Genomic DNA, 12,862 nt, shown 5'->3' with positions numbered 1-12,862 from the left:
AAATAAACTAAAGCTGATAAATCAAAATAAGATTTCCGCAGGTATCTTCGAAGCTCACCATCTCAGGCATTCCTTCCATTCGAGTTGGCTCTCCTCTGAAAACTACTCCAAGGTCTTTCAATCTTTTATATTCTTCCTGAATATTATCAACTTCAAAAGCGGTATAAGGTATTCCAGCATCGAATAATGCTTTTTGAAAAACATTTGCGGCTGGAATTCCCATCGGCTCAAGAAGCAGTTCAGTGCTGTCCTGTTCGTCAGGGGAAACAACAGTAAGCCATTTTGCTCCGCCCATCGGCATATCTTTTTTCTTGACAAAGCCAAGAACTTCAGTATAAAATTTTAAAGCTTTGTCCTGGTCATCGACCATAACGTTGGTTAGTTTAATTTTCATAGCTAATAATAAATTTATTACGCAGGTAAAATAGGTTTTTTCTCTTTAAAGAAAACTGCATCAAGACTGTATTTCCCCGCGCCTATAAATATAAACAAAAAAAATACTGCAGCCAAGCTCATCGGGTGAAACACCCTGCCCCAGGGGTCTAATCTTGATAAATGCTGAAGCATTGCTACAATCATTGTAAATGTCAGAAATACCGATGCTGAACGCGTGAACAATCCTAAAAGAATCAGAATCCCTCCGAAAAATTCAGTTGCTGACGCCATGAATCCCCAAAAAGTCGGAAAGAACGTAATTCCTAAATTACTCATTGCTTCTCCTGTTCGCGTCCACCTTATAGGACCTCCTGAAAGCTTTGGCCATCCGTGCAGAAAAATAAATTCAATTCCTAATATTATTCTTAAGATAAGAATAGGTATGTCTTTGAGGTTGGTGAGAAAATTTTTCATTTGAGCTGTTAATGTTGATAAATAAGGATTGCTTATATAACATTAACGGTGCAGAAAAAGTTCTGTAGTCTTTTGCAAGATTAAACAGATTTCTTTTTAAAGAAAAGCGCATCAAGACTATATTTCCCGGGTCCCCAGAATAATATTGCAATGAATACTGCCATCATGTTTATCGGATTCATAACATTATACCATTGGTCTTGCATTGATAAATGCGTTAACATTGCAATAAACATTGTGAATATCATGAATAGTAAAGTCCATCTTGTAAATAATCCGAGTATTAATAAAATTCCTCCTCCAAACTCGCTTAAGGTTGCCATAAATCCCCAAAAAGTCGGAGCAAAATTAATGCCGATGTTTGACATTGCGCTTCCAATTTGAGTCCACAGTTCAGGTCCGGCTTTAATTTTCATTAAACCGTAGATGAATGCATACGCAATACCGATTGTCACTCTCAAAACTAATGTCCCAATGTCTTTGTTGTTTTCAAAAAAGTTTTTCATAATTATTTATTCAAAGATTTCTTTAAACCCATGTAATGCTCACGTTCTTTTTTGTCAAGATGTTCGAGTGAATATCTAAGTAACGTTCTCGGCATTGACGCAGCATGCTTGTCTAAAAACCTTAAAAGCTTTTGTTTGTTTGCGCCACCGCCTGATGCTCTAAGCATCCAGCCGACTGCTTTATGGATTAAATCTTCTTTATCGTTCAACAGCATTTCTGCTATTTTGTGAGTATCTTCCACATCACCTTGTTTTATAAAATACCCCGTTGCCAGAATCGATGTTCTTCGCTCCCATAAATTTTTTGAACGCGCAAGCTTATATAATATATTTCGCGGTTTATTAAATTCATATAAGTAACCGCCTATAACATACGGTGCGCTTACATCAACCAAATCCCAGTTATTAATTCTATCATGCCGTCGCAGATATAAATCATAAAGCTCTTTTCTTCTGCTTTCAGGAGTTTTTTTCTTTCGTGCCTTCTGGTTCATTATGCTCATTGCGCTTGCTCTCACTTCATGAATTTTATTCTCAAGCATTTTTTCAATTTCTTTTAATGGCATGTCTATGAATTCTTTTGCAAGCGCAAATACTGTTCCCATTCTTACACCAATAAACATGTCACCTTCGCCATACTGACCTTTGCCGGTTTTGAAATAATGCAGATATTGTTTTGCCTGCTCGGGATTGCTGTGTTTCTTTAATCTCTCAATAAAACTCTTTGCAGTTAAATCAACCGGCGTAGTTGGAACTTTTGTGTTTTTTGCTGCCGGCTTTTTTGCTTTTTCACTTTTTAGTTTTGCCATAGGTACTTAAGTGTTATTGAGGCATTTTACTCATATCCATATAAAGAGCATTCCATTTATGTCCGTCCAAATCTGCGAAACCTCCTGTGTACATCCAGCCCTGAACATCCTGCGGCTCGGCAAAAATCGTTGCGCCTGCTTTTCTTGCTCTCTCTGTAATTTCTCTTACTGCTTCAGGAGATTCTGAAGAAAAAGAAAATATTACTTCGGTTCCTTGCTGTGGTGTAGAATCATTTATAAATCTATTGAAAACATCATCTCTGAAAAGCATTACCGCAATTCTTTGATCGCCGACAATAACCGCTGTCATCTGGTCGTTGCTTCTTTGGTCATTAACTTCACAGCCAAGAGCTTCATAAAATTTTCTTGATTTCACCGGGTCTTTTACCGGCAGGTTAATCCACATTTCTTTTGTCATATTGTTTATTAAATTTTAAAATTTGTTACTTACCTTCGTAAGCGTCTTCAAGTGTTTTCAAATCAATTCTTGTCATTTTTATTATTGCTGCCATAACTCTTTCCTGCTTTTTAGTATCTTTATCATTGAATACTTCATCCATCAAAGGTGTTACAAGCTGCCATGAAAGCCCGAACTTGTCTTTTAACCATCCGCAGGGTTGAATCTGTCCGCCGTCAGCAAGCTTGTCGTAAAAATAATCAATCTCTGCCTGGTCTTTGCAGTAAATCATTAATGACATTGCCTCAGAAAGCTTAAAAACCGGTCCGCCGTTAAGTGCAATAAATTTCTGACCATCAAGAAAAAATGTTATTGTCATAATCGAACTTTCAGGTTGTCCTGATTCTTGAGAGCCGGATTTGCCGTAACGTGTAACGGTTTCTACGCGTGAATTTTTAAAAATTGAAACATAAAAGTTTACTGCTTCTTCCGCCTGGTTATCATACCAGATGCATGGAACAATTTTTTGTTCTATTTTTGTGTTTGCCATTTCAATATTCCCTCTTAGTAGTTTATTAAAATTTTAATTTTAGTTTATTCATATTTCATTGCAGGATATCCGAGCAACCTTCTCCAAAGACCCAACTGTCCAATCATATATGATTCACGATGAATCATGAATCCAACTAAGTCATAGTAAGGCATTTTCATTTCACCCATATCAAATATCTCATCTAATTTTTCATCACTGATGTTCATGTAAATTTCTCTGAGAACCGGACTGATTCTTTCCCATTCTTTTTTATATTCATCCATTGAAGGGTATTTTTCATTTTCCTGTAGCCCTTTGTAATCCTTGAATAACTCATCAAATGACGCTTTTAATTCTGATTTGCCGAGTTCTCTTGCCATGTCAAATCTTTGAAACACAAGACTTCCTGCAATCCATCCGGCGTGATTTGCTTTTGTGCCGAGACGGTTATGTGCGTCCTCATCTTTTATATCAACAATTGAGTTTATAAAAAATTTTGTATGCATATCATAGAGAACTATGAACGGATACATCCTCGAACTTTTTGGTTTCGTTTCCATGTCTGATTTTTTAAATTATTTAAAGTTTTACAAAATTTTTTCTAATTAATTAATAATTAACAATTGCTTTGAAACCGCCCATTGACATTCTTTTCATGTCAAAAGGCATTTTATTCATATCCATGCATGCTGCAAGACGCGGGTCCTTCATAACCTTTGCGTTTATTTTATCACGCTGTGCTTTTGATTTGTAAGTGATGAACGAAAAAAACACAACATCACCTTTCTTTGCTTTTGCAAGTTTCGGAAAAGGAACTCCAAATTTTATGTTTACATCATCACCGGCGCATTCACTATAGCTGACTGCCCCATATTCCATCCAGATTTTTCCTGCAAGTTGCGCTAATTTTTTGTATGCAGCAATATTTCTTTTCGGGATTACTAAAACAAATCCATCTACGTAATTGCCTTGAACTTTTTTTGCTTTTGCCATTTTTTGTTTCCTTTATTTTTAGGTTATAAGTTAGTTGATAAATGTAAAGTTATTATAATTAAAAACAAATATTTACTTATTTTGGTTGTAATCATAACTTACCATCCAGTTTATGCCGAATTTATCCGTGCACATGCCAAAATATGCACCCCAAAAGCTGTCTTGAAGAGGCATTGTTGCCTGACCTCCGGTTGAAAGTCCTTTGTAAAATTCGTCTGCCTGCACCTTGCTGTCAGTATTTATTGCAATTGAAAAATTATTTCCGGGATTTACTTTTCCCATTGATGCGGGAGTGTCGCTTGCCATTAAAATAGTATCTTTTCCAATCGGCAGTGAAACATGCATTACTTTTTGTTGTTCGGATTCAGGAATCGGCATTCCGCAATCCATATCTTTAAATCTCATTAACGCGATGAACTCACCGCCGAAAATTGATTTATAAAAATTAAATGCTTCCTCAGCATTATCATTGAATGTCAAATAAGGGTTTACTCCGGGCATTTTCTATTTCCTTTATAATTTAATTTAAAATTTATGACTATGAATTTTGTGGAAATGCGTTCATGTCCATATATGCAATTTCCCACTGATGTCCGTCTAAGTCAGCAAAACTATGCTGATACATCCAACCGTGGTCCTGAGGGTCTGCATAAATTGAACCGCCTGCATCCCATGCTTTTTTCACGAGGTCATCAACTTCTTCTTTGCTTTCGGCATCAATGCAGATTATAACTTCTGTTGTTTTGGTTGAATCTGCAATTTCTTTTTTTGTGAAAGTTTTAAAAAACTTTTCAACCAAGAGCATTACGAAAATATTATCTCCGACAATCATGCTCGTGGCATTTTCATCTGTGAACTGCGGATTAAAAGTAAATCCAAGCTTACTATAGAACTCAATAGATTTCTTTAGGTCTTTGACGGGCAGGTTTACAAAAATTTGTTTAGCCATTTTTAATTTTTATTTTTAGTAAAAGTTGTTTTTAAAATTGAACTATACAAAAATAATATTATTAGCATAATTCCGTGAGGTGTGAATACGGCATTTTAAGGGGTTGAATGCGACAATCGTATTTTTTATTTTAAATTTATACCAAAAACCGTAAAAAGCTCCAATAATGATGAAAAACAGCATCAAACACATTTCCATTTTAATTCCAAAAGGTGAAACAAGCATTTCAAATATTGAGGGGACTAATCAGATTTTAAATCAGGTTAACCTCATGCGCGCGCAAATGAATTTGCCGCCTGCGTTCAAAATTCAGTACGTGGGAATATCAAAAGAAGCATCTCAGAGAGACGGGCAGTTTACCATAAAACCGGATATTTTGATAAAAGATGTGAAGAAAACAGACATCATCATTATTCCTGCAATGTTTGGTGATCAGAAAAAAACTGTTGAAGAGAATAAAGAATTTATCCCGTGGATTTTGAAGCAATATGAACAAGGCGCAGATTTAGTAACTTTTTGCATCGGCGCATTTTTTCTTGCTGCCACAGGTTTGCTCAATGGAAAACAATGCTCAACACATTGGCTTCATGCAAATGAATTCAGAAAAATGTTTCCTGATGTAAATCTTTTAGATGATAAGATAATGACTGAAGACGACAGAATTTATACGAGCGGTGGAGCATATTCTTTTTTGAATCTCCTTGTTTACTTAATTGAAAAATATACCGGTCGTGAAACGGCAATACTGATTGCCAAAGCATTTATGATTGATATAGACAGATATAAACAATCTCCTTTCATAATCTTTCAGGGACAAAAAACACATGAAGATGAACCGGTTAAAAAAGCCCAGGAATTTATAGAAAATAATTTTCAGGAAAAAATTACTATTGAGCAACTTGCTGCAATGCTTGCAATGGGAAGAAGAAGTCTGGAACGCAGATTTAAAAGCGCGACGTCGAATACGGTAACCGAATATATCCAGCGTGTAAAAATCGAAGCTGCAAAGAAAAGCCTGGAATCTTCAAATGAAAATGTGAACGAAGTTATGTATAAGGTCGGCTATATGGACCCAAAAGCATTCAGGGTTGTTTTTAAAAAAGTTACAGGATTATCCCCCGTTGAATACAGAAATAAGTATAATAAAGAAATTTCAGTTTATTCAAGAAATTAGATATGTAAAGCATATAATGAAAATCAAGCAAATATGGCGAAGTAGAAATTTCAAGAACGACAAAAAACACAAACAATGAAATCATTCATAATGTTATGCCCGGTTAAACATAATTAAAAAATCATTTTCTTAATTATCTTTAACAACCGACAAAACATTTCCCGCAGGGTCTTTAAACCAAGCTATCATGAAACCATTGTCGTGGAAAATTCCTTTTTCATCTGTCTTAATGTCTCCGCCATATTGCTCAAACTTTATGCCAACCTTATTTAACTCACCGACTGTTTTCTCAACATCACTAACCGGAAAATTAAGCACTGTAAAAGTTGCCGGTTCATGATCGGGTTTTACATACATCCAGATTTTATTGCCGTTACCGATATTTACGTTCAATACATTTCCGTCCATCTCTTCCGAAGCTTCCAATCCCAGGGTGTTCGAATAAAATTCTTTTGCTTTTTTTATATCGTTAATTGAATAGCTGCTGACCGCCTTAATTTTTTCTAACATCGCTTATAATTTATTTTTGTATCACTAAATAATAATAACAAACTTCTCCGTTTATGAGTTGCAGAAAAATTTTGTTATGAATATTATTATGTGTATCAGGAGAGATGGCAGAGTGGTTGAATGCGCTGGTCTCGAAAACCGGTATGGATGAAAGTCTATCTAGGGTTCGAATCCCTATCTCTCCGCAATTTATTATCCATTTTCACTTGCAGGGACAATCCTCATAATTCTGTCGCCGCCGGCGCGTCCGGGTCCGTATGGGTCTGTAACCGATGTTATGAAATAAATATATCCGTCAGGTCCCGTTGTAATATCACGCAGTCTTCCATACTCACCCTTAAACATAACTTCGTGCCCCTTTACGTTTCTTCCGTCAAGCTCAACCCTTATTATGCATTCACCTCTTAAGTTTGTGAAGAAAAAATTATTTGCCCATTCGGGAAATTTATCTCCTGTATAAAACATTGCTCCTGAAGGAGCAACTGCGGGAGTATATTCAAGTAACGGCGGTTCGGTTCCCTGCAATGATTCTTTATGGTGCACAAGAGGCCAGCCGTAATTTTTCCCCTTTTCAACAATGTTCACTTCATCGCCTCCACGCGGTCCGTCATTGCCGGACGGTCCGTGTTCTGTCTGAAACATCAATCCCGTTCCCGGCTGAAAGTCCATTCCTTGTGCATTCCTGTGTCCGTAACTAAAAATTTCAGGTCGTGCATATGGTTCACCTGAATATGGATTATCCATTGGTATGCTTCCGTCGTCATTATATCTCAAAGTTTTTCCGAGTAAGTCCTGAACGTTCTGGCTTCTTTCAACGTCCCCTTTTTCGCCAAGTGTTACATAAAGCTTTCCGTCAGGACCGAATCTCAATCTGCTGCCAAAATGTCTTCCGTTATTATTTGACGGAACTCCCGGCATTATTATAAGTTCATCTGTCAATCCGTTGGGAGTGAGTCTGTATCTTGCAATGCGTGTCATGTTGCTTGTGCCGTTGTTAACAGCATAAGCCAAATATAGCCATCCGTTATTTGCAAAATCAGGATGCAGTTCTATGTCCATCAATCCGCCTTCCTGCTGAACGTGAACTTTTGGAACACCGGCAATCGCTGCAGAGAGGACACCATTCTCAACGATTCTTATTGTTCCTTCTTTTTCAGTGACGATAATTCTGCCGTCAGGCATAAACTGAAGCGCCCAAGGGTTTTTTAAACCTTCCACGACTGTCTCTACTTTATAATCTTGCTGAGGTGTAACTTCTGCAATCGGCTGAACATCATCCTTTACAACTGTGACAGGTCCGCTTCTGAACCACGAAAAAATATCATAAATGAACAGCACATATATTGCAAAACCGGCGACAAGTATTAAAACTCCCAAACCTATTTTCTTACCCATTATTGCTCCTATTTAACCTCTTTTGGTTTATACGATACTAAACAAAAATAGATATTTTCAGGTTCAAGTATATTATTGTAAACCGCGGTATTTGACAATTCATAACCGAGATATTTGACAATAATTAGGGAAAAAAAGGTTTAAAAACAGTGTAGATTTGAGCCGGGGATGCATGACCGGAATTGCTTCGGCTTTTATGGGTCAGTCATATACAAGAACCGAACGTGGGTAGTTTATATGGCAAAAGGAACGTCGCGTGATACCGACTGGCAGTTAATATAAGACCCGGTTTAAGCCTGAAAAATAAATTTTGTCATTTATCGAGGTTTGTTTAAAAACAAATAAATTTTAAGGGGTGTATAAAAAGAATATTTATTTAAAATGATTTGTTTTTAAACTATTGCCCACTGAAAATTAATCATAAAATATAATTTGTGTCAATTAAGTCGGGTTTCAATTTGATTTCTGAATTGAATTTGCCGTGTGGTTTGTCAAATATCGAGGTTCAATATAATATAAACAAAACCCGGCGTTAACCGGGTTGTTTCAAATAATATATTGCGTAAAACTATTGTTCCTTAATTTCCCATACCAGACATACCTATTCCTGCAATGCCTGCGATTATATTGGCAAGTATTCCAACTCCGATGCCGATTAGAGCAGCGTAGCATGCAGTCTTTGCAGATTGCGGTTGATCGTTTTTCTTCACAAAATAAAGAATAATACCAACAAGCGGAATACAAAATGAAATGATTGTCAGAGGAGCACCTAATTTATCCTCTTTGGGTGGCATACCTGTGTTTGTGTCGTTCATTTGATTTTTGTTTAAGGTTTAAAGATGATTTTTTATAAGACTACTAAAACTTTTTTTATTAATCAATTAAATAAACGAAGTATTAGCAGCGCTATTCCTTTTCCAATCAATGAACAAAGCGACATCGCTCCTACTCCGCAGGCAATACCTGTGAACAGGCGGAGGTAATTATTGCTCTCGCGATTTAAGTAATGCTGTGTCAATCCATCAATGAATGCAGGCAGAATCAAAGCGACCGTTATCCATATATTAAGATAAAATATTCCAAGTGTAAAAAAGGGAAAAGTTAAATATCCAATATACATTCCCGTGCATCTTGCGCAGACCGGAAACTGCTTTCCTCTGAAAAAAAACGATCGGTGCGGAAGCCGGTGGCATGTAACGAACTGGAGCTTGTTTTGTCTTATATCCGATATTAACTGCATTTCTTCAAAAATTGTCTAATGGCACAAATTACTTTTTGAATTTATAAATTGCAACATTGTTATAAGGGTAGTAAAAAAGCAGAAGTAAAAAGGCAAAAATATGAATTGCTAAAGAAAGTAACAGATGAGAGCAGAGAGTAAGGGATTCGAACCCTTGAAAGCTTTGACACTTTACACGCTTTCCAAGCGTGCCTCTTCAACCACTCGAGCAACTCTCTGAATATTGGTTGTTGGTGAAAACACCAACAACGGCAAATAAACCCCCTCTTGAGAGGGGTGGCTCCGACTTGTCGGAGACGGGGTGTGTGAAGTCATTCCCACGGAGCCCCTTTATGGTCACGCAGGAATCCCCAGTATTTATACAAAAATACCTAACCCCGTTTTCAGAGACAAGGCAAACGCAAAGATTGATAATTGATAAAAAAAGACAATATTATTATTTTAAAAATACTTCTGAACTATAATAAAATTTTGGCATATATATGACAGAATATATATATTATCAAAAAGACAATGTTACAATTACTTCATCAAGAATCATAGTAAATCAGATTATTTATTTAATTAGAAACATTTCCTCTGTAAGTTATGGAGTAAATACAAAACATAAAGAAAAAAATACCATATATAAATTATTATTATTCGGAATAGGGTTAATGGTTATGTCGATTGGAGCACCTATGGTAGGAAAAACTGTTGAATCTGCATCTTGGGTAATTATAGGAACAGTAATATTTTTGTCAGGATTTTTAATTAAGGAAAAAAAACAAGAAATAGTAACTCATTATATTACAATTGATACAAATTCCGGTTCAAAAAATATTTTTTCTTCTTCAGACAAATATACTGTAGATAAAATAATTGAAGCCATAAATCAAGCAATAATAAATTAAAATAAACTAACGGCACTATAGCATTATCCCGTTTGTAGTTTTCATAATCGCGGTTGATGATTATCCCCCAATAAATACACTTTTCTTACTTTCAATGCATAACTCATTCAGCTTTCATTAAGCTATTTCATTTCCATCTTATTTTTTTAATATTATGCCAAATAAAAGGTAACTGCAATGCCAACAGAAGATTCTGCTTCGGAAAAGAAAGAAACAGCAAAAGAGAAAAAAGGAGTCAGTGAATGGGTGCTGATTGTTGTGCCGTCAGTTATAGCCCTCATTGGTGTATTTGTCGGAGACTACTTAAATTTTTCAAATACGGAAGCCGCTTATAAAAACAAACACCTGCAGGAATTAAGAGAAGAAAGTTTTATCCAGTTACACGGGTTGGAAAAATCATACTTAAATAATTTGTTTCAACTTAATACACACATTCTTTTGAGCAATTATGATAAACTATTTAATGATAGTATTGATGAAAATAATGTTGATTTTTTAAAAGAAAGTAATGATAATGATATGAAAACGGAGGAGTTTCAGAATCAGGTATTGGAGAATAGAAAAACATTGAATGAAGTAATAGGGAAAATAAAAATATCATACATTATAGACGACAATCTGAAACCATTAATAGACAGCCTGGATAAATCCCATGGATTTAATTTGGATGAAATTTTGGAGTCTAAATATGATGGTAAAAAAACAATCAGTGAAGATGAAATGCTGGAAGATGCACAAATGATAAAAGGTTTCTTAGAAAGTCATATTAAAGTTCATTTCACCAACATTTACCCAAAACTGATGGAACAAATCAACGAAGGAAAAAAATAAACTCACGGCACGATGGCGTAGTTCCGGCTGTGATTTTCGTAATCGCGGTTGCTGATTATTCCAAGTAGATAACCTTCTTCATCAACGAGTGCTCCTCCCGAAAATCCTTTATATAAATTGGCATCGAACACAACCTGCGGAATGTAATTATAAAACTCATCTGAAAGCGGCTGGTTTATGATTTCCGTCAATGTCCCTGTCTGGATGAAACATGTATCGCCGCCAAATCTTCCGAGCGAATATACTGACTGTCCGGGATGCATATCCGTCATGTCGCCAAACGGGCGCACTTTGATCGGCTTGTAATAATCATAAATGTCATCATCTCTGACTTTCAGCAAAGCCAAATCCCTTTCGGGGTAAGTTTCAATAACCTCGAGACTAAATCTCTTATGTATCGTTGAATTATAAATGCGCAGATTAGTTGATTCGTTTATTACATGATAAGCTGTCAGCAAATGCCCGTCATCATTTATCAGCACACCGCTTCCGCCCATTGTAAAAGACTCATCGTCGCTCCATTTTCTCTCTCCGAGCACGGTAACAATTGACGGTGATGCAAGATTAAATACATCATCAATGTCTTCCGGTGAATTTTCGTATGAATTAAGATATTGCGCATTTGTAATTTCTGAGCTGAACGTAAAAGACGTCAATATCAAAATTAAAAGTATAATAAAATGTTTCATAAATTTTGATATACTACTTAAACATCAAATTGGATATACAGTTCCTTTTTCAAATTTAACACACCCCGTAGCTTTTTTACACCCCCTCCCAAAGAGGGGATTATTATAATGAAATTTTATCACTTTCGAACAAATGAACTTTTTGAAACTGCTAATGTATAAATAGAAAACTCCATAAATTAAAAACAAAGGATTATGGACAACATTAAACTTCTTAACGTTCCTTACGGTGCATCAGAGCTGAAAGCCGTTGCTCCGAAATATACATTCAGAGGATTTATCTCTGCACTGGTAATTTATGCACTAGTTGCCGGAGGCATAATTTTAAAAGGATACATTGATTCAACTGCTGAAATTCCTGAGGTGAAAGACAATGGACCTGTAGTCATATATCTTGATGATATGCTTCCGCCAAGCTTAACCGAGCCGGAAAAACCGGAAGAGGTTAAACCGCAGCAAAATGTTCCGTTGAAAGATGATGAAGCAATGACGCCGGAACCTGTTAAACGGGATGATGCAGAAATTCAGACTATTAAGACACAACAGGAATTAAATACTGTTCCTGATAACGTATCGAAGGATGGTGAGGAGGGTGTTGCCAATAATAATACAGGAACAGTAGTAGAAAGACCTGAGACACCTGAAGTTCCTGAAGAAGTAATTAAACCTCCTGTTGTTGAGGATTTAAGCGGTAACTTTACTGTGGACAAGGTTCAGAAATCACCGAACGCATTGAACTTGGCTCAGATTCAGGGAAGAATGGAATATCCTGAAATCGCTGTTGAGCAAGGTATAGAAGGCAGGGTTACTGTGAAAGTCCTTGTTGACAGAAACGGTAATGTTATAAGAGTGGGAAGCATGACAGGTAATTCGATTTTTTATGATGAGGTAGAAGAAAAGATAAGAGACTTAAACTTTGAACCGGCAATAAAAAACGGTCAGCCCGTAAATTGCTGGGTAATGGTTCCGTTCACATTTAAGCTTAGCAATAAGTTTAAATAAAAAGTACCGTAAGAGGATAATTTAGTAATTAATTTGTAGTATAAACCCCGGTTTATGAAAATGAGCCGGGGTTTTTTATTTTCCTTTTTAAGT

The 12,862-nt window shown here is 36.1% G+C and carries 19 protein-coding genes and 2 tRNA genes; 5 read left to right on the top strand and 16 right to left on the bottom strand.

The window, feature by feature from the left end; translation table 11 throughout:
- Positions 1-7 precede the first annotated feature (7 nt).
- The 10 genes from VHP32_02105 to VHP32_02060 all read right to left on the bottom strand — a co-directional run bounded on the left by VHP32_02105 (position 8) and on the right by VHP32_02060 (position 5,035).
- Complete coding sequence (locus tag VHP32_02105; GenBank protein ID HEX2786668.1) at positions 8-394, bottom strand: VOC family protein; 387 nt, start codon at positions 392-394, stop codon at positions 8-10.
- A 17-nt stretch (positions 395-411) separates the two neighbouring features.
- Positions 412-849, bottom strand: a complete 438-nt coding sequence (locus VHP32_02100; protein HEX2786667.1) for a DoxX family protein — start codon at positions 847-849, stop codon at positions 412-414.
- Between the two features lie 80 nt (positions 850-929).
- Positions 930-1,355, bottom strand: coding sequence for a DoxX family protein (locus tag VHP32_02095; GenBank protein HEX2786666.1), 426 nt, complete (start codon positions 1,353-1,355; stop codon positions 930-932).
- A gap of 2 nt (positions 1,356-1,357) precedes the next feature.
- The gene (locus VHP32_02090) at positions 1,358-2,164 is read right to left on the bottom strand and encodes a DNA alkylation repair protein (GenBank protein HEX2786665.1); all 807 of its coding nucleotides are present in this window, start codon (positions 2,162-2,164) and stop codon (positions 1,358-1,360) included.
- 13 nt (positions 2,165-2,177) lie between these two features.
- Entirely contained in the window at positions 2,178-2,582 is a 405-nt protein-coding gene (locus tag VHP32_02085) for a VOC family protein (protein ID HEX2786664.1), read from the bottom strand.
- A 25-nt stretch (positions 2,583-2,607) separates the two neighbouring features.
- On the bottom strand, positions 2,608-3,111 hold the full coding sequence (locus tag VHP32_02080) for a VOC family protein (protein ID HEX2786663.1): 504 nt from the start codon (positions 3,109-3,111) through the stop codon (positions 2,608-2,610).
- A 44-nt stretch (positions 3,112-3,155) separates the two neighbouring features.
- A complete protein-coding gene (locus VHP32_02075) occupies positions 3,156-3,653 on the bottom strand; it encodes a DinB family protein (GenBank protein HEX2786662.1) in 498 nt (165 codons plus the stop codon).
- Positions 3,654-3,702: 49 nt separating this feature from the next.
- Positions 3,703-4,086 (bottom strand): DUF1428 domain-containing protein, encoded by a 384-nt coding sequence (locus VHP32_02070; GenBank protein HEX2786661.1) that lies wholly within the window; start codon positions 4,084-4,086, stop codon positions 3,703-3,705.
- Positions 4,087-4,158: 72 nt separating this feature from the next.
- Positions 4,159-4,587, bottom strand: a complete 429-nt coding sequence (locus VHP32_02065) for a VOC family protein (GenBank protein ID HEX2786660.1) — start codon at positions 4,585-4,587, stop codon at positions 4,159-4,161.
- Positions 4,588-4,624: 37 nt separating this feature from the next.
- Positions 4,625-5,035, bottom strand: coding sequence for a VOC family protein (locus tag VHP32_02060; protein HEX2786659.1), 411 nt, complete (start codon positions 5,033-5,035; stop codon positions 4,625-4,627).
- A gap of 181 nt (positions 5,036-5,216) precedes the next feature.
- On the opposite strand from VHP32_02060, the gene VHP32_02055 reads away from it, so the two are divergent.
- The gene (locus tag VHP32_02055; GenBank protein ID HEX2786658.1) at positions 5,217-6,209 is read left to right on the top strand and encodes a helix-turn-helix domain-containing protein; all 993 of its coding nucleotides are present in this window, start codon (positions 5,217-5,219) and stop codon (positions 6,207-6,209) included.
- 129 nt (positions 6,210-6,338) lie between these two features.
- Here the strand turns inward: VHP32_02055 and VHP32_02050 are convergent, their stop codons facing one another.
- Positions 6,339-6,719: a VOC family protein gene (locus VHP32_02050; protein HEX2786657.1), complete on the bottom strand. Its 381-nt coding sequence runs from the start codon at positions 6,717-6,719 to the stop codon at positions 6,339-6,341.
- Positions 6,720-6,817: 98 nt separating this feature from the next.
- On the opposite strand from VHP32_02050, the gene VHP32_02045 reads away from it, so the two are divergent.
- A tRNA-Ser gene (locus VHP32_02045) sits at positions 6,818-6,904 on the top strand.
- Between the two features lie 7 nt (positions 6,905-6,911).
- Here VHP32_02045 and VHP32_02040 read toward each other — a convergent pair.
- From VHP32_02040 to VHP32_02025, 4 genes are all read right to left on the bottom strand, one after another.
- Entirely contained in the window at positions 6,912-8,114 is a 1,203-nt protein-coding gene (locus VHP32_02040; protein ID HEX2786656.1) for a PQQ-dependent sugar dehydrogenase, read from the bottom strand.
- A gap of 578 nt (positions 8,115-8,692) precedes the next feature.
- Positions 8,693-8,929 carry a hypothetical protein gene (locus VHP32_02035; GenBank protein HEX2786655.1) on the bottom strand — a complete coding sequence of 79 codons (237 nt, stop codon included), beginning with the start codon at positions 8,927-8,929 and terminating at the stop codon, positions 8,693-8,695.
- Positions 8,930-8,991: 62 nt separating this feature from the next.
- Positions 8,992-9,354 carry a DUF2085 domain-containing protein gene (locus VHP32_02030; protein HEX2786654.1) on the bottom strand — a complete coding sequence of 121 codons (363 nt, stop codon included), beginning with the start codon at positions 9,352-9,354 and terminating at the stop codon, positions 8,992-8,994.
- A gap of 131 nt (positions 9,355-9,485) precedes the next feature.
- Positions 9,486-9,572, bottom strand: a tRNA-Ser gene (locus VHP32_02025).
- A 264-nt stretch (positions 9,573-9,836) separates the two neighbouring features.
- Between VHP32_02025 and VHP32_02020 the strand changes: the two genes are divergently transcribed.
- Both VHP32_02020 and VHP32_02015 read left to right on the top strand, forming a co-directional pair.
- Entirely contained in the window at positions 9,837-10,247 is a 411-nt protein-coding gene (locus tag VHP32_02020; GenBank protein ID HEX2786653.1) for a DUF6232 family protein, read from the top strand.
- A 177-nt stretch (positions 10,248-10,424) separates the two neighbouring features.
- The gene (locus tag VHP32_02015) at positions 10,425-11,078 is read left to right on the top strand and encodes a hypothetical protein (GenBank protein HEX2786652.1); all 654 of its coding nucleotides are present in this window, start codon (positions 10,425-10,427) and stop codon (positions 11,076-11,078) included.
- A gap of 2 nt (positions 11,079-11,080) precedes the next feature.
- On the opposite strand, the gene VHP32_02010 is transcribed toward VHP32_02015, so the two are convergent.
- Positions 11,081-11,767: a serine protease gene (locus VHP32_02010; GenBank protein ID HEX2786651.1), complete on the bottom strand. Its 687-nt coding sequence runs from the start codon at positions 11,765-11,767 to the stop codon at positions 11,081-11,083.
- A 195-nt stretch (positions 11,768-11,962) separates the two neighbouring features.
- On the opposite strand from VHP32_02010, the gene VHP32_02005 reads away from it, so the two are divergent.
- A complete protein-coding gene (locus tag VHP32_02005; protein ID HEX2786650.1) occupies positions 11,963-12,769 on the top strand; it encodes an energy transducer TonB in 807 nt (268 codons plus the stop codon).
- Positions 12,770-12,862: the final 93 nt, after the last annotated feature.

This window comes from Ignavibacteria bacterium (assembly GCA_036262055.1).
Classification (GTDB): domain Bacteria; phylum Bacteroidota; class Ignavibacteria; order Tepidaquicellales; family Tepidaquicellaceae; genus DATAJP01.
Note: the sequence above shows the minus strand (reverse complement) of the source record. Positions and strands in the feature narration are given on the sequence as shown.